The organism is Mesorhizobium sp. P2_C5_2, from assembly GCF_056404535.1.
Window position 1 is genome coordinate 80,704 of sequence record NZ_JBFUDV010000004.1, and the last position, 22,799, is coordinate 103,502.

19 protein-coding genes are annotated in these 22,799 nt (G+C 63.5%); 12 read left to right on the forward strand and 7 right to left on the reverse strand.

The genetic code is table 11. The features are described from left to right. Positions 1–61: 61 nt before the first annotated feature. On the reverse strand, positions 62–421 hold the full coding sequence (locus tag AC1D1B_RS15535) for a winged helix-turn-helix transcriptional regulator (RefSeq protein ID WP_477333405.1): 360 nt from the start codon (positions 419–421) through the stop codon (positions 62–64). Positions 422–527: 106 nt separating this feature from the next. Here AC1D1B_RS15535 and AC1D1B_RS15540 point away from each other — a divergent pair, with 106 nt between their 5' ends. After that, positions 528–1,232: a glutathione S-transferase family protein gene (locus AC1D1B_RS15540; protein WP_477333406.1), complete on the forward strand. Its 705-nt coding sequence runs from the start codon at positions 528–530 to the stop codon at positions 1,230–1,232. 191 nt (positions 1,233–1,423) lie between these two features. Next, the gene (locus AC1D1B_RS15545; protein WP_477333407.1) at positions 1,424–2,248 is read left to right on the forward strand and encodes a DUF2189 domain-containing protein; all 825 of its coding nucleotides are present in this window, start codon (positions 1,424–1,426) and stop codon (positions 2,246–2,248) included. A gap of 150 nt (positions 2,249–2,398) precedes the next feature. Here the strand turns inward: AC1D1B_RS15545 and AC1D1B_RS15550 are convergent, their stop codons facing one another. The 3 genes from AC1D1B_RS15550 to AC1D1B_RS15560 all read right to left on the reverse strand — a co-directional run bounded on the left by AC1D1B_RS15550 (position 2,399) and on the right by AC1D1B_RS15560 (position 7,215). Next, a complete protein-coding gene (locus tag AC1D1B_RS15550) occupies positions 2,399–3,031 on the reverse strand; it encodes a LysE family translocator (RefSeq protein ID WP_477333408.1) in 633 nt (210 codons plus the stop codon). A 105-nt stretch (positions 3,032–3,136) separates the two neighbouring features. Next, positions 3,137–5,098 carry a TadE/TadG family type IV pilus assembly protein gene (locus AC1D1B_RS15555; protein WP_477333409.1) on the reverse strand — a complete coding sequence of 654 codons (1,962 nt, stop codon included), beginning with the start codon at positions 5,096–5,098 and terminating at the stop codon, positions 3,137–3,139. A gap of 200 nt (positions 5,099–5,298) precedes the next feature. Beyond that, a complete protein-coding gene (locus AC1D1B_RS15560) occupies positions 5,299–7,215 on the reverse strand; it encodes a TadE/TadG family type IV pilus assembly protein (RefSeq protein WP_477333410.1) in 1,917 nt (638 codons plus the stop codon). Between the two features lie 340 nt (positions 7,216–7,555). On the opposite strand from AC1D1B_RS15560, the gene AC1D1B_RS15565 reads away from it, so the two are divergent. Then, on the forward strand, positions 7,556–8,416 hold the full coding sequence (locus AC1D1B_RS15565) for a TIGR01459 family HAD-type hydrolase (RefSeq protein WP_477333411.1): 861 nt from the start codon (positions 7,556–7,558) through the stop codon (positions 8,414–8,416). Positions 8,417–8,426: 10 nt separating this feature from the next. Next, complete coding sequence (locus AC1D1B_RS15570) at positions 8,427–9,410, forward strand: bifunctional riboflavin kinase/FAD synthetase (protein WP_477333412.1); 984 nt, start codon at positions 8,427–8,429, stop codon at positions 9,408–9,410. Positions 9,411–9,439: 29 nt separating this feature from the next. On the opposite strand, the gene AC1D1B_RS15575 is transcribed toward AC1D1B_RS15570, so the two are convergent. After that, the gene (locus tag AC1D1B_RS15575) at positions 9,440–9,994 is read right to left on the reverse strand and encodes an HdeD family acid-resistance protein (RefSeq protein ID WP_477333413.1); all 555 of its coding nucleotides are present in this window, start codon (positions 9,992–9,994) and stop codon (positions 9,440–9,442) included. A gap of 252 nt (positions 9,995–10,246) precedes the next feature. Between AC1D1B_RS15575 and AC1D1B_RS15580 the strand changes: the two genes are divergently transcribed. From AC1D1B_RS15580 to AC1D1B_RS15590, 3 genes are all read left to right on the forward strand, one after another. After that, on the forward strand, positions 10,247–11,011 hold the full coding sequence (locus AC1D1B_RS15580; RefSeq protein ID WP_477333414.1) for a MipA/OmpV family protein: 765 nt from the start codon (positions 10,247–10,249) through the stop codon (positions 11,009–11,011). Between the two features lie 227 nt (positions 11,012–11,238). Then, the gene (gene ileS, locus AC1D1B_RS15585; protein WP_477333415.1) at positions 11,239–14,202 is read left to right on the forward strand and encodes an isoleucine--tRNA ligase; all 2,964 of its coding nucleotides are present in this window, start codon (positions 11,239–11,241) and stop codon (positions 14,200–14,202) included. A gap of 199 nt (positions 14,203–14,401) precedes the next feature. Beyond that, positions 14,402–15,085, forward strand: a complete 684-nt coding sequence (locus AC1D1B_RS15590) for a hypothetical protein (RefSeq protein ID WP_477333416.1) — start codon at positions 14,402–14,404, stop codon at positions 15,083–15,085. 22 nt (positions 15,086–15,107) lie between these two features. Here the strand turns inward: AC1D1B_RS15590 and AC1D1B_RS15595 are convergent, their stop codons facing one another. Then, a complete protein-coding gene (locus tag AC1D1B_RS15595) occupies positions 15,108–15,560 on the reverse strand; it encodes a nucleoside deaminase (protein WP_477333417.1) in 453 nt (150 codons plus the stop codon). A gap of 180 nt (positions 15,561–15,740) precedes the next feature. Here AC1D1B_RS15595 and AC1D1B_RS15600 point away from each other — a divergent pair, with 180 nt between their 5' ends. The 5 genes from AC1D1B_RS15600 to AC1D1B_RS15620 all read left to right on the forward strand — a co-directional run bounded on the left by AC1D1B_RS15600 (position 15,741) and on the right by AC1D1B_RS15620 (position 22,128). Continuing rightward, the gene (locus AC1D1B_RS15600; protein WP_477333418.1) at positions 15,741–17,840 is read left to right on the forward strand and encodes a pseudouridine synthase; all 2,100 of its coding nucleotides are present in this window, start codon (positions 15,741–15,743) and stop codon (positions 17,838–17,840) included. A gap of 30 nt (positions 17,841–17,870) precedes the next feature. After that, entirely contained in the window at positions 17,871–18,425 is a 555-nt protein-coding gene (gene rsmD / locus AC1D1B_RS15605; protein WP_477333419.1) for a 16S rRNA (guanine(966)-N(2))-methyltransferase RsmD, read from the forward strand. A gap of 96 nt (positions 18,426–18,521) precedes the next feature. Further along, a complete protein-coding gene (locus AC1D1B_RS15610; RefSeq protein ID WP_477333420.1) occupies positions 18,522–19,877 on the forward strand; it encodes a M16 family metallopeptidase in 1,356 nt (451 codons plus the stop codon). 17 nt (positions 19,878–19,894) lie between these two features. After that, complete coding sequence (locus tag AC1D1B_RS15615; RefSeq protein WP_477333898.1) at positions 19,895–21,271, forward strand: M16 family metallopeptidase; 1,377 nt, start codon at positions 19,895–19,897, stop codon at positions 21,269–21,271. Next, positions 21,268–22,128, forward strand: coding sequence for a patatin-like phospholipase family protein (locus AC1D1B_RS15620; RefSeq protein ID WP_477333421.1), 861 nt, complete (start codon positions 21,268–21,270; stop codon positions 22,126–22,128). The genes AC1D1B_RS15615 and AC1D1B_RS15620 overlap by 4 nt, the downstream gene beginning before the upstream one ends. A gap of 41 nt (positions 22,129–22,169) precedes the next feature. Here the strand turns inward: AC1D1B_RS15620 and AC1D1B_RS15625 are convergent, their stop codons facing one another. After that, entirely contained in the window at positions 22,170–22,703 is a 534-nt protein-coding gene (locus AC1D1B_RS15625; protein ID WP_477333422.1) for a dihydrofolate reductase family protein, read from the reverse strand. Positions 22,704–22,799: the final 96 nt, after the last annotated feature.

Genomic DNA, 22,799 nt, shown 5'->3' on the forward strand with positions numbered 1-22,799 from the left:
TGCCGGGCAGGCGGCGAAAATTTCGCCCGCGGACCGCGTGGCTCGTCGTCCTAGAACCGGTCTAAGCTGCGGTGTCTAGGTCCGTTTCGGGGATGATCCGGCCGGCTCGCTCGTCGTCGGTATGGCCCCACCAGGCGCCAAGCGCATCGATCAAAGGCACAAGCTTGTGGCCGGGCGCCGTAAGATCGTAGTCGACGCGCAGCGGATAGCCCGCATGCGCCGTGCGCCGTACAATCCCGGCTTCCTCCAGCTTACGCAGTTCCAGCGCCAGAATGCGATGCGATACGGTTGGGTTGTCGCGCCTCAGGTCGCTGAAGCGCTTGGTGCCGTCTTTGAGATAGTAGAGCAGCAAAGTCGGCCAGCGACCGCTGAGCACCCGCATGGTCTCTTCGATCGGGCAGCGTGAGACGACGTCTTTCATGGGCGAGCCTGGTTACAGAATTGTGCGTAATTTACATGGGGCGACCAGCGCTTAGGGTCAAGTTTCGCTGCGCAGCGTGATCCCCTAAATCATGGAAGAAAAACAAATGGAACCTATCCTCCTTTATGGCTTCCCGGCGGGAAGTTCGATGGGGCTCGTCGCCGCTTTTGAACGCGCCGGGCAACCCTATCGTCTGTGTCGTGTCGACATGCTGGCCGAGATGAAGAACGACGCCTATGCCAGCATCAACGGCCGTCAGGAAACACCGGTGTTAATCACCGACGAAGGCAAGGTGCTCACCGAGACCATGGCGATCGCCGCCTGGCTCGAAGCCCGCGACACGCAACGCCGAATCAGCTTCGACCCTCGCTCGCCGGAGGCCGACCGCATGCACCAGCTGATGGCCTTCGTGAACACCGGTTTCACCGCTGCCTTCAGCCCGCTCTGGGTGGCATTGGAAATGGCAGCGGATGAACCGGCGCTGAAGGCGACCTTGCGCGAGTTCGGCCGCAAGGCGGTCACCGAGCGTCATGACCGCCTTGAAGCGATGATCGTTGACACGGACTTTCTCGTCGGCGATCGGATGACACTGGCCGATACGACGCTGATCGGCGTGGCGCGCTGGGCGGAGTTCCACCAGGCGGTTGATGGAGCTGCCTATCCCAAACTGGCGGCGTTGCGCCGCCGCATCGAAGCCGATCCGGCCGTGCGTTACGCCCTCGCGATCGAGGATGGCGAAAAGCCAGACGGTTCGGGCGCTTGCCTCGGCCAGGTCCCGCTGGCCGAGGTGATCGATCGCTTCGCGGCCTGACGCGCATCAGGCACTTTCAGCCGCGCGGCGCCACCAGCATGGCGCCGCGCGGAGCTGTCCTTAGGCAATCATCCAATCCCAGGATTTCGCGACATTCGCCGGCAAATCGGCTATCATACCCCTCCTACGAGAAGTGGCAGCTGCGGGCGGCCATCCAGGCGGTGACCGCCCCGACACCCGGGAGGAAGGTTATGGCCGGCTTTCATGTCATGGCGGACGCGCACGGACTGCATGTGCAGCCCACGGTGCGCCATATCACCACCGCGGACCTCTGGGATGCGCTCAAGCTCGGTCTCGACGATTTTTGGGCCAAGCCTTCGCATTACGTGTTCCTCTGCGTGATCTATCCCGTCGTCGGCCTGATCCTGACGCGGTGGACGTCCGGCTCCAACGCCATCCAGCTGATCTATCCGCTGATGTCGGGCTTCGCCCTGGTTGGCCCGTTCGCGGCGATCGGCCTCTACGAGATCAGCCGCCGGCGCGAACTCGGCATGAACACCTCCTGGCGCCACGCGCTTGACGTGCGCCGCTCGCCGGCATTGCCGTCGATCGCGGTGATCGGCGCCATGCTGCTGGTGCTGTTCCTGTTGTGGATGTTCACCGCACAGTCGATCTACACCAGCCTGTTCGGCGATCAGCCGCCGGCTTCGATCGCCGGATTTCTGAGCGAGGTGCTGACGACCAGCAAAGGCTGGACGCTGATCCTGTTCGGCAATGCCGCCGGTTTCATCTTTGCCGTGATCGCTCTGGCGACGACGGTGGTTGCATTTCCACTGCTGCTCGACCGCGACGTCGGCGCCGTATCGGCGATCGAGACCTCGGCGCGCGCGGTGATGGCAAATCCGCTGCCGATGCTGCTGTGGGGGCTGCTCGTCGCCGTGCTGCTGGTGATCGGCTCGATCCCGCTGTTTGCCGGGCTCGCCGTGGTCATGCCGGTGCTTGGCCATGCCACCTGGCACCTCTATCGCAAGGTGGTGGAGCCGGAGCGCGCGAAGCAGACACGGCGGCCGATGTAGCGGTCGCACAGCCGTAGGGTGTGTTGAGATCCAGGCGAGCCGAGAGAGGTGGCTTCCGAAAACCGGAGCGGAGCGTACTTAAGTACGTGAGCACCGGAAGCGCAGGAAGCCGCCTTTCGCAGGCCGGCATCACCTGGATGGCAACGCACCCTAGCGTTGCGCGTCGGTCGCCATTTTGAGCGCCAGCGCGGCAAGCACCGTGCCCATCATCCAGCGCTGGATAACCATCCATAGTGGCCGTCCGGCAAGGAAGGTGGCGATCGAACCAGCCGTCACCGCTATGATGGCGTTGACGGTGAGGCTGATCGAAATCTGCGTGGCGCCGAGCACCAGAAGCTGCGACAGCACATGGCCCTTGTCCAGTGAGATGAACTGCGGCAGCAGCGACAGATAGAGCACCGCCACCTTGGGGTTGAGGAGATTGGTCATCAGGCCCATGGCGAACAGCTTGCGCGGCCTGTCCTTCGGCAGTTCGCGCACCTGGAACGGCGAGCGCCCGCCGGGCCGCACCGCTTGCCAGGCGAGCCACAACAGGTAGAGCGCGCCGGCAATGCGCAGCGCGTCATAGGCGAACGGCACGGCAAGCAGCAGCGCGGTGATGCCCAGCGCAGCCGATACGCCATAGAACAGAAAGCCGACCGCCACGCCGCCGAGCGAGATCAGCCCGGCCTTCGGTCCTTGCGAGAGCGAGCGCGAGATCAGGTAGATCATGTTCGGCCCGGGCGTCAGCACCATGCCGAGGCAGACCAGCGCGAAGCCGAGATGGTTGGCGGTTTCGGGCACGGGCAATCTCCGGGAAGCGCTTGATCCTTGCCTCGCCGGACACCGGCACGCAAGGGCTTGGCGGCGCTGACCGTTACGCCAGTGTCGAAAACCGGCGAAAGCGGCTCAGCTCACCACGCGCAGGTTCGACAGCTCGTTGGCGATTTCCTTGAAATTGTCCGACAGCGTGGCGCCCGTAGCATTCCAGAACAGTTTTGCAGGCTTGCTCGGGTCGGTCGGATCCTTGCGGAAACGCGAGTCCGACGAACACGTCTTCAGCGCCGCCATCGCGCTCTGGTCGCCGGCGTCGGTCGTCGACATGTCGAGCGCCACCGTCATCACCATGATGTTGGCCGCCTTGGCGTTGTTGCACAACGTCGCCATCTGCTCGTTGAGGGCGGCAGTGTAGTTGCTGGACGAATAGTTGAGCTGGCCGATGGCGCTCGACGTGCCGCCGAACAGGCGGGTGACTGCGGTGCCGTTGTAGCCGACGCCGGTATAGCCATAGCCGGCATAGGTCGACTTGTTGCCGGCCGGGTCTGAGCTCACCGTCGAATAGGTGTTCTCGCCGTCGGTAAGCACGATGACCACCTTGTCGTTGCCGCGCTCGGTCTCAGGGCGTCCCTCGGTGAAGGGCTCGGTGCTGGAGACGGTGCGCCAGCCCCAGGCCATGCCTTCCGGCACATTGGTGTTGCCGTTGGGTGCCATCAGGTCGATCGCAGCCTTGATCTTGGCCAGCCCGTCGGCGTTGGTGACATCGGTCAGCGGCGTGATCGGCGTCGTGGTGCAGCTGTAGTTTGGCCCGGCGCCCTTGGCCAGCACCGGCGCATTGATTGGCCGCGGCTGGAAATACTTGGCCATGTTGGACTGCCTGGTCTTGCCGGTGGTGCTCGACGGATCGTCGTTCCACCAGCTGTTGACCGCGCCATAGGTCTTGGGAGCCACCTCGTCGGGATCCTGCGTGATATACCAGTGGTTGCCCGGCTCGTCCGGCGCAAACATCGGCACGAACATGGTGGCGGGGTCGCCGACGCCGGTGCCGGTGTTGTTCGGTCCGCCGGAGGCCGGCGCGTCGTTGACATTATAGGGATAGGGCCGGACCTCGACGCAGCCCTGCCAACTGGCGAACGGTCCGTATGTGTCGTTGTAGTCGTATTCGTCGTGGCTCTCCGAGCATGTATGATTGGCACGGTATTTGTCGCAGACCACGCGTTTGCTGCCGACGATGCGCTCGTGGCTGGTGACCACCTTCATGTCGCGGTAGAGCGAGAAGCGGGTCAGCATCTGCCCCTCCTGCTCACCCCAGCCAGTGCCTTTCTTGTACCAGATGCCACCGATCTTCTGGGCATATTTGTCAGCGGCGTTCAGCGTCGTCCAGTCGAAGTTCTCATTATGGATGGGCGACAGCCCATAGGCGTCGATCCATGACGCGTTGTCGTTGCTGGCGCCGACATTGACCGATGCGGCGAACGGCACCAGGCTGAACTGGACCGGCTTGTCGATCTGCTTGATCATCGCGGCCTGCGAGGCAAGCGTGTCGACCAGCTGCTTGGCGGCCTGCTTGAGAAGATCGATACGCTTTTGTCCGGAGCCGGTGCCGTTGATCGACATCGAGCCTGAATTGTCGAGCACCATGGCCACTTCCAGCGTGTTCTTCAACCGCACCTGCGAGCATACGGAGTAGTCGATGTCGCCTGACGTCTTGCCGATCAACATCGACGCTGCGGGCAAGAAATAGGGCTTGTAGACCAGGCTGGCGCAAAGCTTGACGATGCCGCCGCCGGCCGTGCTGCTGGGCAGCGTGACGTCGAGCGTCGTGTTGGCGGGGTCGACGCTGTTGAGATTCGCCTTGAAGAAGTCGAGTGCATAGGCCCGCAACTGGTCGTCGGTGGCGCCTTCCACCAGCCGGCGCGCGGTGGCGAAGTTGGCGGCGTCGAGCGCGTTGACCACCTTCTGCTTCTCGCTGACCAAGCCGCTGAAGTCGACGGCCATCGCCACGCCGCCCATCAGCGGCACCATGGCCAGAACCGTCATGAGAGCATAATTGCCGCGCCGGTCGCGCCAGAAGTCACGCCAGAATTTGCGCATGTGATGTAAGCGGCCCCGCCTGCGGATTCTTCAATGCCGCCACACTTTCACAAAACGCTGAAGGACGGGTTTGGGAAACCGCTCGATTGCGCGGCCAGCGCTTCACCAAGCGCTAACCAAGGTGCCTGCGTGGCGTCGGCGGCCGCCATATGCAAGCGCCCCGCCGAGGGCAGGGCGCTTGGTTCTTTGAGGAGCGCCGATCAGCTGACGATGCGCAGGTTGGACAGTTCGTTGCCGATTGCCTTGAAATCGTCCGACAATGTGGCGCCGGTCGAGTTCCAGAACAGCTTGAGCGGATTGCCGGCCGAATCCTTGCGGAAGCGCGAATCCGATGAGCAGGTCTTCAAGGCGGCCATCTGTGCCGCTTCGGTCGTTTTGGTGGCGTCGAGGTCCAGCGCGATCGTCATGACGATCATGCCGGCGTCCTTTGCATTGGTGCAAAGCGTCGCGAAGTGCTCGTTCATCGCCTTGGTGTAATTGGCATTCGAATAGTCGCTCTTGGTAACGCTGCTACTGGTTCCAAGGAACGGGCGGCCGTAGGTATAGGTGCTGCCGAACGGCTTGGTTTGGCCGGGATAGGTGAGGTACCCGAGAGACGAATAGATGGCCTTGCCGCCGGCGAGGTCGTTGCCGCCCTGCAGGTAGTTGGTGCCTGAGTAGGACTGCGCTGTCACCGAGGTCGGCGTGTAATAGGTATTGGCGCCGTCGGTCAGCACGATCAGCACCTTGTCGTTGCCCTTTTCGGATTCGGACCGGCCTTCGGTGAAGGGTGCGGTGCTGGAAAGGGCCCGCCAGCCCCAGGCCATGCCTTCCGGCACATTGGTGGCGCCGACGTCGACCATGGCGTCGATGGCTGCCTTGACCGCCGTTTGGCCGGCCGCGACCGATACGTCGGTCAAAGGCGTGATCGCGGTCGTGCTGCAGCTGGTGTTTGGCCCGGTATTGGAGCCGTAGGCCGGCGTCACCTTGGTGCCCGGAGTGAAATATTTTGGCATGTACTTCTGCCGCGTCGCGTTGTTGCTGCTTGGCGTCACGTCGAGGTGCCAGTTGTTGTTCGCCGGCCGTGAATTGCTGTCTACATTATCGGTTTCGTCAGGCGCGAACATCGGCACGAACATGGTCGCCGGCGTCGTGGTCGAAGCAGCCGTGTCCTGTATGTTGTAAGGATAGGGACGGGATTCGACGCAGCCGCCCCAGGTCGCAATCGGTGCGTAGACTATGTTGGACGTGCAGACATTACTCGAGTTTTTGGTGCACGACGAAATGCGCTTCATCGATTTGTAGATCGAAAAGCGCGTCAGCACCTGGTTCAGCTGCGTCGCATCCCAGGCCGAGCCCTTCGCGTAATAGTAGCTGCCGGACTGCACCGCGTACTGATTTGGGAGGACAGACGAAGTGAGCGTTGACCAGTCGAGATTCTCCTGATCGAGAGGTGAGACGCCCGTCGTGTCCATCCACGGGGCATTGGCGTTCGTCGGACCGACATTGACCGAGGCTGCGAACGGCACCAGGCTGAACTGGACCGGCTTGTTGACCTGTTTCATCAGCTGTGCCTGGCCGGCAAGCTGGTCGACTAGCTGCTTGGCGGCACTCTTCAACAGGTCGAACCGCACCTGGCTCGAGCCGTGTCCCAGTTCGGTCATCGAGCCGGAATTGTCGAGCACCAGCGACACTTCCAGCGAGTTCTTGAGGCGGATCTCTGATCTGGCTGAGAAACTGACGTCCGTGTTGCCGGACGACTTGCCAAGCATCCAGGAAGCGACCGGCAGGAAGTATGGCTTGTATGTCAGGGCGGCTTGCAGAACCAGCGTGCCACCGCTGGTGTTGTCTTTGGGAAGCGTCACGGTCAGCGCCGTATTGGCCGGTTGGACGTGGCCGAGATTGGCCTCGAAGAAGTCCTTGGCATAGGCCTTGGCCGCATCGTCGGTCGCGCCGGAGACGATCTGCTGGGCAGTGGCGATGCCTGCGGCATCGAGCGCGTTCAGCGTGTCCTGGCGCTGGCGGATCAACTCGGTGTAGTCGATGGCGAGCGCCAGGGCGCCCATCAAGGGAACCATGACGATCACTGTCATCAAGGCATAGTTGCCGCGCCTGTCGCTTAGAAATCTGCGGATCATGCCTTCAGCACCCCTGCCAGGACCCAAATATCGAATATCGGCGCGAGGATGCCCACAAATCGTTAAATTTCAGGTTGCTGGAATGCGTTCAAGGTCGGCCCATCTTTTCAAGGCTCGTTAACCACTCGGCCCTGGCGATCGGCGATGCGACATTTTTCGATCGACCGAAGCTTGGGGAAGGGCGCTTTCTGCGAGATGCAACCGCCATCAAGCCGTGACGCGACGGTGTCGAAAACGCCGAAAGCTGGTGACAGGATGAAACGCTTCGGTTAATGCGGGGCCGGTTGCGGCGGACCGTCGGCCGCAGCTCTCGCAACGATCGTCTCATCAGGAAAACGGCATGGCGGATTCGCCTGACATCATCGGCTCGCTCGCGGATTTGTCGGGAGCGTACTCGGCCATCCTGTGCGATGTCTGGGGCGTGATCCACAATGGCGAATGGCATTTCCCGGCCGCCGCCGAGGCGCTTGCCGCCGCGCGTGCCGCGAAGGTTCCGGTTGTCCTGATCACCAATTCACCGCGCCGCAATGCCGATGTGGTGGCGCAGATGAATGCGATCGGCGTTCCCACCGTTGCCTACGACCGTGTCGTCACGTCAGGCGATGTGACCCGCGACCTCATCGCCGACGGCCCGCGAAAAATCTTCCATATCGGCGCCGACCGCGACTTCACCCTCTATGACGGTCTCGACGTCGATCTTGTCGAAGAGTTCGAGGCCTCCGGCGTCGTCTGCACCGGGCTGTTCGACGACGAGGTGGAAACACCTGAGGATTACGCCGAACTGCTGCGCCGGGTACGCGCCAGGAACCTGCCTTTCATCTGCGCCAATCCCGACATCGTGGTCGAGCGCGGCGAGCGCATGATCTGGTGTGCGGGCGCATTGGCGCGCGACTATGCCCAGCTCGGCGGCCGCACGCTGATCGCCGGAAAACCCTATGCGCCGGTCTATGACGCAGCAATGCGGGAGGTCGCCTTGCTTCTTGGCCGTAACGTCGAGCGCTCGGAGGTGCTGGCCGTCGGCGACGGCATGATGACCGACGTCAAGGGCGCAGCCGACAACGGTATCGACGTGCTTTACGTCTCGGGCGGCATTCACGCGCGAGACTATGGCGATCCCATGCAGCCGGACCCCGCCAGGCTTGCAGCCTTTCTGCAAAAGCACGGCTACCGGCCGGTCGCGGTCATTCCGAGACTGCGGTAGGGTCGCTTCCATGAGCGCAGCCTTCGAGCATATTTCCGCGACCGCGCCGCTGCCGGCGCATTTGCGTGGCGGCGTGGTGGCTATCGGCAATTTCGACGGCGTTCATCGCGGCCACCAGGCCGTGCTCGAACGCGCGCTTGGCGAAGCCATGCGGCGCGGTGTGCCGGCACTGGTGCTGACCTTCGAGCCGCATCCGCGCAAGGTGTTCAGGCCCGACATGCCGCTGTTCGTGCTGACGCCGCCGCCGATGAAGGCGCGGCTGTTGTCGCATCTGGGCTTTGCAGCACTCGTTGAACAGCCATTCACGCGCGCCTTTGCCAGCCTGTCGGCCGAGGCATTCGTGACTGATGTGCTGGAGACGAACCTCGGCATCACCCATGCCGTCACCGGCTTCGATTTCCACTTCGGCAAGGACCGGCAAGGCGGCCCGGCCTTTCTGATGGCGGCAGGCGAGCGCCACGGTTTCGGCGTCACCCTGGTCGACGCTTTTCGCGACGAAGGCGCCGAGGTGGTGTCGTCGAGCCGCATCCGCGCCTTGTTGTGTGAGGGCGAAGTCGCCGAGGCCGCCGGCCTGCTTGGCTACCGCTTCACCGTCGAGAGCGAAGTCATCGGTGGCCAGCAGCTCGGCCGCACGCTCGGCTTCCCGACAGCCAACATGAGGCTTTCTCCGGAAGCGACTCTGAAGGAAGGGATTTATGCCGTCCGCTTCCGCCGCGCCAATGGCACGCTTTACGACGGTGTGGCCAGCTTCGGCCGCCGCCCGACCGTCGACGACAATGGCGCGCCGCTGCTCGAAACCTTTGTCTTCGACTTTTCCGGCGATCTCTATGGCGAGATCTGCGAAGTCTCGTTCTTCGGCTTTTTGCGCCCCGAGGTGAAGTTCGACGGGCTCGACGCGCTTGTGGCGCAAATCAAGCGCGACGAGACGGAGGCGCGCGCGCTGCTGGCCGGCGTCAGGCCGCTGTCGCAGCTGGACAGCGCGATCGCTTTTTGAGCTTTCCAGCCGCTTACCTCTTCAAGGCCCTATTTCTTCAACGCCAGTCCGAGGGCGATGAAGCTCCAGCCCTGGAAGATCAGGTCGATGGCCAGGAACAGGCCGAGCACCCACAGGCTGTTGACCGGCCAGCCCATGGCGATGGTCAGGCCCGCCAGCACGCTGATCAGGCCGGTCGCAACGACCCAGCCCCAGCCATTTTCCGGCCGGTGGCTGTAGCCGACCCAGGCCCTGAGCGCGCCTGAAGCGACCAGCGCCACTGCCAGCAGGAAGGTCAGTACCGTCGATGCCAGCAGCGGATTGTCGAAGGCAAAAAAGCCGGCAACCGCATAGAGCAGGCCGCTGAGCAGCCAATAGAAGAAGCGGCTCCAGCTCTTGACGCCGAAGGCATGCACGATCTCGATGATGCCGGCCATCAGCATCAGCCATCCGACGACGTAGACCGAGGCGACGGTGGCGATGAACAGATTGCCGAAGGCAATGCCGCCGAAGATGAGCAGCAGGACGCCGAGCGCGACGAACCACCCCCATTTGTCGCGTGTCCGGCCGATCGCGTCTTTCAGGGTGTCACCGTGCAGGGTCATAGCCGCTTCTCCTCAAAGTCACTTTGCATCAAAGATCGCCTGGCTTGTCGCCGTCCCTGAGGTTAGTCCCGGCGTCGGCACCCGTCCAGCGATGCCGGGCAGCTCCGAACCGGCAAACCGCGATCTCTGTCTCGGATTTAAATCAAATTTTACCAAACGGCCGTCAAAGCTGTGGCCGGGGTGCGGCTGTGTTGTGTTAGTGGAGTGACCATGAGTCCGGTCAGGAAAATGTCTGCGGTTGTGGCGGCTGTCATGCTGGGTGCGCCCACGGTGGCAAATGCGGGCGAGGGGACCTTCGGCTGGCTGTCCGGCGATTGGTATCTGACGCTTGGCGCCAGCGGGATGGTCGCGCCGAAATTCGAGGGCTCCAACAGCCTTCTGTTCAGCGCCGCGCCGATCATCTCGCTGGGCAAGGTCGGCCCCGCTGCCCGCTTCACCTCGCGCAATGACAACATTTCGCTAGCGCTGGTCGATGATGGGGGCGTCCGCGCCGGCCTGACCGGAAAGTTCCTGTTTTCCCGCAGCAGCAAGGACGAGCTGAAGGGGCTGGATCCCGTTCGCTGGGGCGGCGAGGTCGGCGGTTTCTTCGAATTCTACCCGACGGACTGGCTGCGCGCCCGCGCTGAACTGCGCCACGGCATCCGCGCCCATGACGGCTTTGTCGCAGATATTGCCGCCGATGCCTTCTACGATATCACGCCGACGGTCAGGATTTCCGGCGGCCCGCGCGTGTCCTTTGCCTCATCGGGCTATTTCGACTCTTATTACGGCGTCAACGCCAAGGAGGCCGCGGCCTCGGGCCTCAGCGAATACCATCCAGGCGGCGGCCTGAAATCGACCGGCCTCGGCGGCGCCATTACCTGGAAGGTAACTGAGCCGATGACCGCCAGCCTGTTCGGCGAATATGCGCGCCTGATGGGCCCGGCCGCCGATTCTAGCCTGGTCAAGGAGCGCGGCCAGCGCGACCAATTTACGGTCGGCGTCTCGACCACCTACCGTTTCAACTTTTCAATGTAGGCGATTTACGCGCTTTATTCCTGCCGTGGCTTCGGCTAAAAGCCCAGCCATGACCAGCTTTTCGCGCCTTTTCGCGATTGCGATACGAATTACAGGCCCGGTGTTCCGGGTGGCCTGAGCGCCGCCGGAGCCGCCGGGAGTTCTGCGCGCCCCCTCGCGCTTTTTCCATAAGATGATAGTTCAACGCCCGAGCTTCGATGCCGCCGGGCAATGCATATGGCAGACCAATGACCGACACTGTTGAAACGATCGACTATTCCAAGACGCTTTATCTGCCGCAGACGGATTTCCCGATGCGGGCCGGCTTGCCGGAGAAGGAACCGCTGCTGGTCAAGCGCTGGCAGGACATGGACCTTTATCGCAAGCTGCGCGAGGAGGCCGCCGGCCGCGAAAAATACGTTCTGCATGATGGCCCGCCCTATGCCAACGGCAACATCCATATCGGCCATGCACTGAACAAGATACTCAAGGACGTCATCACCCGCTCGTTCCAGATGCGCGGCTATGACTCCAACTATGTGCCGGGCTGGGACTGCCACGGCCTGCCGATCGAATGGAAGATCGAGGAGCAATACCGCGCCAAAGGCAAGAACAAGGACGAGGTGCCTGTCAACGAATTCCGCAAGGAATGCCGTGACTTCGCCGCGCACTGGATTTCGGTCCAGGGCGGCGAATTCCAGCGCCTCGGCGTCGTCGGCGACTTCAAGAACCCCTATACGACGATGGCCTTCCACGCCGAGTCACGCATCGCCGGCGAACTGTTGAAGTTCGCCATGTCGGGCCAGCTCTATCGCGGCTCCAAGCCTGTGATGTGGAGCGTGGTCGAGCGCACCGCTCTGGCCGAGGCCGAGATCGAATACCAGGATTATGAGAGCGATACGATCTGGGTGAAGTTTCCCGTCGCCAGTCTGGTCAGCCCGATCGATGGTGGCGAGGCCAAACTGACGGAAGGCGCGCTCGATCTGCTGCAGGCTCACGTCGTCATCTGGACGACGACCCCGTGGACGATCCCCGGCAACCGTGCCGTCAACTATTCGTCACGCATCGGCTATGGCCTTTATGAGGTCACGGCAGCCGAAAATGCGTTCGGTCCACAGCCCGGTGAAAAGCTGATCTTTGCGGACGCACTGGCCGAAGACTCCTCGGCCAAGGCCAAGGTCACCTTGAATCGGCTTCGCAGCGTTTCGGCTGAAGAGCTTGGAAGCCTTACGCTTTCGCATCCCTTCAAAGGGCTCGGCGGCGGCTATGAATTCGCTGTTCCAATGCTTGCCGGCGATCACGTCACCGACGACGCCGGCACCGGTTTCGTTCACACCGCCCCCGGCCATGGCCGCGAGGACTTTGACGCCTGGATGGATGCGGCATCGGATTTGCGGGCGCGCAGCATCGACCCCGCCATCCCGTTCACCGTCGACGATGCCGGCTTCTTCACCCGGGATGCGCCGGGCTTTGGCCCGGACCGCGAAGGTGGCGCTGCGCGCGTCATCGACGACAATGGCAAGAAGGGCAATGCCAACCAGGCGGTCATCGACGAGCTGATCAAGCGCAACGCGCTGTTCGCGCGCGGCCGGTTGAAGCACTCTTATCCGCATTCGTGGCGCTCGAAGAAGCCGATCATCTTCCGCAACACGCCGCAATGGTTCGTCTATATGGACAAGGACCTCGGCGACGGCACGACGCTGCGCAGCCGCGCGCTGAAGGCCATCGACGACACGCGTTTCGTGCCGGCGGCCGGCCAGAACCGCATCCGCGCCATGATCGAGGAGCGCCCCGACTGGGTGCTGTCGCGCCAGCGCGCCTGGGGCGTGCCGATCGCCGTCTTTGCCGACGAGGACGGCAATGTGCTGAAGGACGAAGCGGTCAACCAGCGCATCATGGATGCTTTCGAACAGGAAGGCGCCGACGCCTGGTTCGCTGCCGGCGCCAAGGAGCGTTTCCTCGGCAATCACGATGCCTCCAAATGGAAGCAGGTGATGGACATTCTCGACGTCTGGTTCGATTCGGGCTCGACGCATGTCTTCACGCTCGAGGATCGTCCGGACCTCAAATGGCCGGCCGACGTCTATCTCGAAGGCTCCGACCAGCATCGCGGCTGGTTCCACTCCTCGCTGCTCGAAAGCTGCGGCACCAGGGGCAGGGCGCCCTACGACACCGTCGTCACCCATGGCTTCACCATGGATGAGGAGGGGCGCAAAATGTCGAAGTCGCTTGGCAACACCGTCGTGCCGCAGGACGTCATCAAGCAGTCCGGCGCCGACATCCTGCGGCTGTGGGTGGTGACGACGGATTATTGGGAAGACCAGCGGCTCGGCAAGAATGTGCTGCAGACCAACATCGATGCCTACCGCAAGCTCCGCAACACCATTCGCTGGATGCTGGGCACGCTCGCCCATGACGATGGCGAAGAGGTGCCGCTGGAAAAAATGCCTGAGCTGGAGCGGCTGATGCTGCACCGGCTGGCCGAGCTCGATGAGGTCGTGCGCTCGGGCTACGACGCGTTCGAGTTCAAGCGCATCACCCGCACTTTGCTCGACTTCATGGTGGTCGAGCTGTCGGCCTTCTATTTCGACATCAGGAAGGACGCGCTCTATTGCGACGGGCCTTCCAGCGTGAAGCGCAAGGCCTCGGTGCAAGTGGTGCGCCACCTCTTCGACTGCCTGGTGAAATGGCTGGCGCCGATGCTGCCCTTCACCACGGAAGAAGCCTGGCTCGACCGTCATCCCGATGCGGTCTCGTTGCATCTTGACCAGTTCCCTGAAATTCCGGCCAACTGGAAGAACGAGGCGCTGGCGGAGAAATGGCGCAAGGTGCGGCAGGTCCGCCGCGTCGTCACCGGCGCCCTCGAGATCGCCCGGGCCCAGAAGGTCATCGGCTCATCGCTGGAAGCGGTTCCGGTCGTGACCCTCGACGATGCCGCGCTTGAAGCCGCAATCGCCGATGTCGACATGGCCGAAATGGCGATCACCAGCGATCTTGTCATCGCCCATGGCAAGGCGCCGGAAGGCGCCTTTGCGCTCGACGATGTCAAAGGTGTCGCCGTGGTGGTCGAAAAGGCCGAGGACCGCGGCCTGGTCAAATGCGCGCGCTCGTGGCGCTATACGGCCGATGTCGGGCAGGACGCCGAATTCTCCGATGTTTCGGCCCGCGATGCCGCCGTGCTGCATGAACTGCAGGCTCTGGGACGTTTGTGAGTGCATAAGGCGGTGCACAAAAGCCACGCCGCGTGGGCGGAAACCGCCCGCGCGTTGCCCTTAACGGGTGGTTGAGGTAAACACGCGAAACTCCGGAAGACAAATTGTCGCCGGATTTCCGTCGCAAGAGCGTGGACGATGGGGACCGGACCTTTGGCCGGTGACGATCAAGAGGCTGTCTAGAGTGGGACTTTTTGGCATGACCGACAGAACTTCCGTGCGCGTTGCGCTGCTGGCGCCGCTTGTCGCGTCCGGCCTCGCTCTGTCCGGCTGCATGAGTTCGCCGACCTACGGCACCGACAAGACGGCTGGCGAGCAGCTTGCCGGTGACCTGTCCGGCGCTTTCGCGGTCTCGCCGAAGCGCAAGGAACAGATTGACTACAAGCCGCGTCCGGAGCTGGTGAAGCCCGCACCGGGGCAAAAGGAAGTGCTGCCGGCGCCGCAGGAAAGCATCGAGACGGCGAGCACCGATTGGCCCGAATCGCCGGAACAGCGCCGCGCCCGCCTGCGTGCAGACGCCACCGCTCATCAGGACGATCCGTCCTATCAGTCACAGATCGTCGACGATGTGCAGAGCGATCCGGCTGCGGTGAAGAAGGCTATGGCGGATTCAGGCTCGAGCCACCCGCCGCGCTGGTCGCCCGCGGATTCGGACAAGGGCCGCGCCGCCGAAATCCAGCGCCGCACGGCGGAGGCCAAGCAGGGCGATCCCACCAGCCGCAAATATCTGAGCGAGCCGCCTTTGGCCTATCGCGCCGCCGCCGACACCGCGCCGCAGGGCGAACTCGGCGAGGATGAATACAAGAAGGAACGCCGCCTCAAGAAGGAAGCTGCCGCCAAGACCAAGAGCGGCGGGCTGTTCGACTGGCTGCCCTCCTGGTAGGACCGTACGCCTTCCCAAGGCTCTACGGTTCCCGCCTTTCCCTGAAGAATTCCTTGAGCAGCAAGGCCGCATCGGCCTCGGCCATGCCCGGATAGATATCGGGCGTATGGTGGCAGGTCGGTGAGGCGAAGAAGCACACGCCGTTGACCACCGCGCCACCCTTCTCGTCGGCCGCGCCGAAATAGAGCCGGCGCAGCCTGGCGAAGGAAATGGCGCCGGCACACATGGCGCAGGGCTCCAGCGTCACATAGAGGTCGTGCCCGGTCAGCCGCTCGCTGGAGAGCTTTTGGCAGGCCGCACGGATCGCCAGCATTTCGGCATGCGCCGTCGGATCGGCAAGTTCGCGGGTGCGGTTACCGGCGGATGCCACCACCGTATCGCCGCTGGCGATGACAGCGCCGACCGGAACTTCGCCGCGCAAGGCGGCGGCTTTCGCCTCTTTCAGCGCCAGCGCCATGAAATCCGGCCGCTTCACGCGGTTTCCATCCCGATTATCTCCTCGCCACTTAGCGGTGATCCTGTTATGGAGCGCGTCAACCCGAACGTCGGAACAGATTTTCGGAAATGATCATGCGCCACATCAAAGTGCTATAGCGTTCGTTGCGCGCCCCAAAGGATGCGCCACGCTGTAGCAGCGCAAACGGACAAAGGCCACATGGACGACAACGACAAGAAATCTTCGCGCCACAAAGGCTCGGGCAAAAGCGGCCCGAGAGCCGCGGGGCCGCGCCGTGATGGCGCCGCCGGAAAAGGCGGCAAGCCTTCCTTCGGGGCCAAGAAACCCTACTCGCCGCGCGGCGCCCGGCCGGCAGCGGCTGAAGGCGAGCGGCCGAAGCGCGACTTCAAGAGCGGCGACCGGCCGTTCAGCAAGGGACCACGCCCGGAAGGCAAGCCTTTCGAAAAGCGCGAAGGGCCGCGCAAGCCCTATGCGCCGCGTGGCGACCGGCCGATGGCGGCCGAGGGCGAGCGCAAGCCGTATGAAAAGCGCGAAGGGCCGCGCAAACCCTACGCACCGCGTGGCGATCGCCCTATGGCAGCCGAGGGTGAACGCAAGCCGTATGAAAAGCGCGAAGGGCCGCGAAAGCCCTATGCGCCGCGCGGCGACCGGCCGATGGCGGCCGATGGCGAGCGGCCGAAGCGCGACTTCAAGAGCGGCGACCGGCCGTTCAGCAAAGGGCCGCGCCCTGAAGGCAAGCCCTATGAGAAGCGCGAAGGTCCCCGCAAGCCCTACGCACCGCGCGGTGATCGGCCCGCTTCCGCCGAAGGCGAAAAGCGTTTCGACCGGCCAAAGCGCGATTTTGGCGATCGCCCCAAGCGCGATTTCGGCGGCGACCGGCCACAAGGTGCATCTGGCGGCGGCTTCAAGCCGCGCCCGCGTCCCGCCGAGGCTGAAGAAGCAGGCGAGCGCATTGCCAAGCGGCTGGCCCGCGCCGGCCTTGCCTCGCGGCGCGATGCCGAGGACCTGATCGCGGCGGGCCGCGTCAAGGTCAACAACCGGGCTTTGACCTCGCCGGCCTTCAACGTCATGCCCGGCGACATCATCCATCTCGACGGCATGGAAATCCCGCCGATCGAGCGCACAAGGCTGTTCCTGTTCCACAAGCCGGCCGGCGTCGTCACCACCAACCGCGACCCCGAGGGACGCAAGACCGTGTTCGACGTGCTGCCGGCCGAGTTGCCGCGGCTGATGACCATCGGTCGGCTCGACATCAACACCGAGGGCCTGCTGCTGCTCACCAATGATGGCGGGCTGTCGCGCGTACTCGAACTGCCGGCCACCGGCTGGCTGCGCCGTTACCGCGTGCGTGTTCATGGCAAGGTCGAGGAAAGCTTGCTCGCAGGCCTGCGTGAAGGCATTGCCGTCGACGGCGTCTTCTACGGCGCCATCGAGGCGACGCTCGACCGTGAGCAAGGCACCAACGCCTGGCTGACGATCGGCCTGCGTGAAGGCAAGAATCGGGAAGTGAAGAACATCCTTGGTTCGCTCGGCCTCGACGTGACGCGGCTGATCCGCATCTCCTACGGGCCGTTCCAGCTTGACGACCTCGCCGAAGGCCATGTGCTGGAGATCAAGGGCCGTGTCTTGCGCGACCAGCTCGGCGAACGCTTGATCGAGGATTCCGGCGCCAATTTCGACGCCGAGATCACCAAGCCGTTCTCCAACCATCCGGTGCGGCGTGAGCGCGAAGTGGAGCCGGAGCGGCCGAAATTCACCCGCGAGGGCGACCGCCGGCCGATCGGCGAGGGCGGTCTGATCAAGAACCGCAAGCGTCGCGAGGGCAGCCGCGACGAAGCGCTTGGCAAGCTGTCGACCAGCCCCGAAAGAGGCGCTGCGCCGGCAAAGAGCTTTGGCGAGCGCGGCCCTCGGCCCGAGCGCAGTGAGTTTCGTGACAAGCCACGTGGCGATTTCGGCGATAAGCCGCGCGGTGGTTTTGGCGATAAACCCCGCGGCGGTTTTGGCGACAAGCCACGCGGCGGCAAGAAACCCGAGCGCGAGCAGCGGCCGATCGAACCGCCGGGCCAGCGCAAGGCCAATGTCTGGATGGCACCGGGCGCACGTCCGATCGGCAAGGGCAGGGCGGAAGCCGATGCCGCCAAGGCGGCCGACGCCAAGGCGCGCAAGGCCTCGTTCAAGCCGGCCTATGGCAAACCGGGCGGCGCCAAGCCGTTCGGCAAGCCGCGCGGCGAGCGTCCGGATGGCGGTCGAGGCGCCGAGCGGCCGCGCAATGGTCCCAAGGGTCCCCGGACCAGATGAGAGCCGGACCTAAATGAGACCCGGACTTAAATGAGAATCGTCGGCGGCCAATTTCGCGGGCGTCCGCTGGCGACGCCGCGCGACCATGCCATCCGCCCGACCACCGACCGCGCCCGCGAGGCCGTCTTCAACGTGCTGGCGCACCGCTTCGCCGACAAGCTCGAGGGCGCCCGCGTGCTCGACCTGTTCGCCGGCACCGGCGCGCTCGGCCTTGAGGCGCTGTCGCGCGGCGCTTCCTATGGCGTCTTCATCGAAGAATCGGCCGAGGGGCGCGGCCTGATCCGCACCAATGTCGAAGCCTTTGGCCTCACCGGGCGCACCAAGATCTTTCGCCGCGACGCGTCGGCCCTGGGTGAGGCCGGTACGCTTGCGGCATTCGGCCTGATCTTCGCCGACCCGCCTTATGGCAAAGGCCTCGGCGAGCTAGCGCTGCGTTCGGCCAAGGCAGGCGGGTGGCTGCTGCCCGGCGCGCTCTGCGTGGTCGAGGAAGCCGCCTCGGCGCCCTTCGAGGTTGGGCTCGAATTCTCGGTGGTTGATGAGCGCAACTACGGCGAGACGGTGATCCGGTTCATCGAGGCTGGGTGAGGGCGGCGCGATTGGCGCCTTCAAAATGACGCACAATTCACTTTGCCTCCATGGCTAACCTGCCTATCGTCGCGCGATAACAAACCGGAGCCATCAATGACACTTCATACTGAATGGCTGCGGAGAGCGCTGCTCGCCACCGCGCTGACCGTCGCCGGCCCGGCACTGGCCGCGGACGACGGCAAGGTGGCGAACTTCCTGCTCGACAACGGCATGGAGGTGGTGGTCATCCCCGATCACCGCGCTCCAATCGTCACCCATATGGTGTGGTACAAGATCGGCAGCGCCGACGAGCCGGCAGGCAAATCCGGCATTGCGCATTTCTTCGAACATCTGATGTTCAAGGCCACGACCAACCACGCCGCGGGCGAATTCGACCGCGCCATTTCGGACATAGGCGGCTCCAACAACGCCTTCACTTCCTATGACTACACCGCCTTCCACGAGACGGTGACGCCCTCGGCGCTCGAACTGATGATGAGCTTCGAGGCCGACCGCATGCGCAACCTTATCTTGACCGACGAGGTCATCAAGACCGAGCGCGACGTGATCCTGGAAGAGCGCCGCTCGCGCATCGACAGCAACCCCGAGGCCGTGCTCGATGAAGAGGTCGATGCGACGCTCTGGCAGAACCAGCCTTACCGCATTCCGGTGATCGGCTGGATGCAGGAGATGGAGCAGCTGAACCGCACCGATGCGGTTGCCTTCTATGACAAGTACTACCGCCCCAACAATGCCGTGCTGATCGTGGCCGGCGATGTCGAGCCGGACGCGGTGAAGGCGCTGGCCGAAAAGACCTATGGCAAGGTCGCACGCGGTCCGGATCTGCCCCCTCGCATCCGCCCGGTCGAGCCGGAGCAGAACACCAGGCGCACAGTGACGCTCACCGATGCGCGTGTTTCGGTGCCGAGCTTTTCGACACAATGGGTGGTTCCGTCCTACCACACGGCAAAACCCGGCGAGGCCGAGGCGCTCGACCTGTTGGGAGAGATCCTTGGCGGCGGCACCCGCAGCCGGCTCTACCAGCAGCTCGTGGTCAAGCAAGGCATCGCATCGGGGACCGGCGCCTTCTTCCAGGGCTCGATGCTCGACGCCACCAATTTCACCGTTTATGGCGCACCGCGCGGCGACGCCAAGCTCAGCGACGTCGAGGCGGCCGTCGACGCCGAGATCGCCCGCATCGTCAAGGATGGCGTCACCGCTGACGAGTTGGAGAAGGCCAAGGCCCGCTATATCAGGGCCATGATCTTCGCTCGTGACAAGCAGGACGAGATGGCCAATCTCTACGGCGCCGAGCTCGCCACCGGCGGCAACGTCAAGGATATCGAGGAATGGCCGGACCGCATCCGCAAGGTCACCGCCGACGAGATCAAGGCGGTCGCCGCACGCTATTTGCTGCTCGACCGTTCGACCACCGGCTATCTCTTGCCGCAGCAACAGGCGGGGAATTGATGATGAGCCTGGTTTCCATGGACGTATCGCTTTCTTCTCTCCGCCGGACTCCCCCTTCTTCCCTTGTGGGAGAAGGTAAGGCGCTCCGCGCCTTCACCACCCTGTTCCTCGCCGTCTTCTTCCTCGTCCTGCCGGCGCTTTCCGCGCGTGCGATGGACATCCAGCAGGTGACCTCCTCCAAGGGCATCAACGCCTGGCTGGTCGAAGATCACTCTATCCCGATCATCGCCATTCGCTTCGTCTTCGATGGCGGCTCGACGCAGGATCCGGCGGGGCGGGAAGGGTTGGTCAATTTGATGACCGGCCTGTTCGACGAGGGCGCCGGCGACCTCGACAGCGAGGCCTTTCAGACCAAGCTTGACGATGCCGGCGCCGAAATGGGTTTCGACGCGGCGCGCGACGGCACCTATGGCTCGATGCGCATGCTGGCCGAGCAGAAGGATGCTGCCTTCGACCTGCTGCGGCTGGCGGTCACCAGCCCACGCTTCGACCAGGCGCCGATCGACCGCATCCGCTCCCAGATCCTGTCCGGCATCATCGCCAGTGAGCGTGACCCCAACACCGTCGCGCAGACCAAATGGCTGCGCGCCATCTATGGCGACCATCCCTATTCCAGGCCCGACCAGGGCACCAAGGACAGTATCGCCACCATCACGGCGGCGGATCTGGCTGCCTTCCATAAGGCCAATTTCGCCCGCAACGGCCTGCATGTTGCGGTGGTTGGCGACATCGACGCCGCAACGCTGAAACAGAAGCTCGATGACGTCTTTGGCGGTCTGCCGGAAAAGCAGCTGCTGCAGCCGGTTGCCGATACCGAGCTGAAACTCGGTCAGCAGCTCGAGGTCGATTACGACCTGCCGCAGACCTCGTTGCAGTTTGCCTATCCCGGCGTGAAGCGCGATGCGCCGGATTTCTTCGCAGCGGTGCTGATGAACCAGATTCTCGGTGGCGGCACCTTCACCTCGCGCCTCTATGACGAGGTGCGCGAAAAGCGCGGCCTTGCCTATAGCGTCGATTCCAACCTGGTCGATCACCAGCATTCCAACGCGCTGATCATCACCACGGCGACGCGTTCGGACCGCGCGGCAGAGACGCTCGGCATCGTCAAGGATGTCGTCAAGAAGATGGCTGAGGAGGGCCCGACCGAGGCCGAACTGGACGCGACCAAGAAATACATGGTCGGCGCCTATGCCATCAGCAATCTGGATTCTTCCAGCTCCATTGCCGCCACGCTGGTGGAGTTGCAACTCGACAATCTCGGCATCGACTACATGCAGCGCCGCGCGGCGCTGATCAACGGCGTGACGCTCGATCAGGTCAAGGCGGCGGCGAAGAAGCTGCTGACGCCTGAGCCCGCGATCATGAGCATCGGCCCGAAGCTGGAGGCCAAATGACAGGTCCCACCTTCGGCATCGCCTTTGGCGGCGGCGGCGCCCGTGGCCTTGCCCATATCCACATCGTCGAGGCGCTGGATGAACTCGGCATCAAGCCGGTGGCCATCGCCGGCTCCTCGATCGGCGCCATCATGGGCGCCGGCATGGCCTCGGGCATGAGCGGCAAGGAGATCGAGGACTATGCCCGATCGATCCTGGGCCGCCGCGCCGAGGTCGCGGCACGCATGTGGCGCTCGCGGCCGGGCACCATCGCCGAGGCCATGCAGGGCGGCATCCGCGTCAGCCAGTTCAACATCGAGCGTATCCTGAAGGCCTTCCTGCCCGAAGCCATCCCCGAAACCTTCGCCGAACTGAAGATCCCGCTCAAGGTGACGGCGACGGACTATTTCGGCCACAAGCTGGCTGTCTTCGACGATGGCGACCTGCATTCGGCTTTGGCCGCTTCGGCTGCCATCCCAGCCGTGTTCCGCCCGGTAACGCGCGACGACCGCGTGCTGATCGACGGCGGCATCTACAATCCGGTGCCGTTCGACCTCATCGAAAACGCCGCCGACATCATCATCGCCATCGACGTCGTCGGCGCACCCAGCGAGGCCGAACGCAAGCACCCGACCACCGTCGACCTGATGTACGGCGCCACGCAATTGATGATGCAGTCGATCATCGCCCACAAGCTGAACCAACACCCTCCCGACATATTGATCCGCCCGCCGGTGTCGAAATACCGCGTGCTCGATTTCATGAAGATCGACACGCTGATGGCCGAGACCGAGGAGATCAAGGACGAGCTGAAGCGCGAGGTGGAGCGAGTGGTAGAGGCGCGCGCCAAGGGCAAGCGAGGGAAGAAGGCTGGGTAGGGGGAGCTGCTAATCTCCCCCACGAGGGGGGAAATTAGCCTTCAATTCCCAGCCGCATATTCCAGCGCCACCACGCCATTGCTGAACGTCATGGCCGAGACCGGCTCCAGCGCCACGGGCATATCGGACGGGAACAGCTTCTTGCCCTCACCGACAGAGCCGGGGTAGCTCAGCAACCTGACGCGGTCGACCAGGCCGTGGCGCAGCAATTCCTGCGCGACGCTGAGGCTGCCATGCACATAGATGTTGCCGCCGCTGCCTTGCTTCAGCTTGCTCACCGCTTCCGGCAAGGAACCCGTAAGCAATTCCGCCGGCTTCCAGTCCAGTGCCTTCAGGCTGGTCGAGGCGACATATTTCGGCAGCGCGTTGAACCGGTCGGCAAAATCGCCGGTTTCGCTCGGCCATGAGCCAGCAAAGATCTCATAGGTCTTGCGTCCCAACAGCATGGCGCCGCTGTCGGCAAGCTCGTCTTCCTTGAACCTTTGCATCTCGTCGTTCCAGGTCACCTTGGGCAGCTTCTCGACTTCGGCAATGCCGTCGACGCTAATGAATTCGGTGACGATCAAGTTTCGCATGACGTTCTCCTTCTTTAGTCAGAGGACGGATGGCGCTGAGCCGATGCTACACGCTTCGAAAAAAGTAGCGCGGCGCTTTGTCGATAACGAATCCGC

Bases quoted from the DNA above. Each gene is read 5' to 3' on its own strand.
- AC1D1B_RS15590 (WP_477333416.1), top strand. From the start codon at position 14,402: ATGACCGACAGAACTTCCGTGCGCGTTGCGCTGCTGGCGCCGCTTGTC.
- AC1D1B_RS15575 (WP_477333413.1), bottom strand. From the start codon at position 9,994: ATGACCCTGCACGGTGACACCCTGAAAGACGCGATCGGCCGGACACGC.
- AC1D1B_RS15580 (WP_477333414.1), top strand. From the start codon at position 10,247: ATGCTGGGTGCGCCCACGGTGGCAAATGCGGGCGAGGGGACCTTCGGC.
- AC1D1B_RS15545 (WP_477333407.1), top strand. From the start codon at position 1,424: ATGGCCGGCTTTCATGTCATGGCGGACGCGCACGGACTGCATGTGCAG.
- AC1D1B_RS15610 (WP_477333420.1), top strand. From the start codon at position 18,522: ATGACACTTCATACTGAATGGCTGCGGAGAGCGCTGCTCGCCACCGCG.
- AC1D1B_RS15560 (WP_477333410.1), bottom strand. From the start codon at position 7,215: ATGATCCGCAGATTTCTAAGCGACAGGCGCGGCAACTATGCCTTGATG.
- AC1D1B_RS15555 (WP_477333409.1), bottom strand. From the start codon at position 5,098: ATGCGCAAATTCTGGCGTGACTTCTGGCGCGACCGGCGCGGCAATTAT.
- AC1D1B_RS15570 (WP_477333412.1), top strand. From the start codon at position 8,427: ATGAGCGCAGCCTTCGAGCATATTTCCGCGACCGCGCCGCTGCCGGCG.
- AC1D1B_RS15625 (WP_477333422.1), bottom strand. From the start codon at position 22,703: ATGCGAAACTTGATCGTCACCGAATTCATTAGCGTCGACGGCATTGCC.
- rsmD (WP_477333419.1), top strand. From the start codon at position 17,871: ATGAGAATCGTCGGCGGCCAATTTCGCGGGCGTCCGCTGGCGACGCCG.
- AC1D1B_RS15540 (WP_477333406.1), top strand. From the start codon at position 528: ATGGAACCTATCCTCCTTTATGGCTTCCCGGCGGGAAGTTCGATGGGG.
- AC1D1B_RS15565 (WP_477333411.1), top strand. From the start codon at position 7,556: ATGGCGGATTCGCCTGACATCATCGGCTCGCTCGCGGATTTGTCGGGA.
- AC1D1B_RS15620 (WP_477333421.1), top strand. From the start codon at position 21,268: ATGACAGGTCCCACCTTCGGCATCGCCTTTGGCGGCGGCGGCGCCCGT.
- AC1D1B_RS15535 (WP_477333405.1), bottom strand. From the start codon at position 421: ATGAAAGACGTCGTCTCACGCTGCCCGATCGAAGAGACCATGCGGGTG.
- AC1D1B_RS15600 (WP_477333418.1), top strand. From the start codon at position 15,741: ATGGACGACAACGACAAGAAATCTTCGCGCCACAAAGGCTCGGGCAAA.
- ileS (WP_477333415.1), top strand. From the start codon at position 11,239: ATGACCGACACTGTTGAAACGATCGACTATTCCAAGACGCTTTATCTG.
- AC1D1B_RS15615 (WP_477333898.1), top strand. From the start codon at position 19,895: ATGGACGTATCGCTTTCTTCTCTCCGCCGGACTCCCCCTTCTTCCCTT.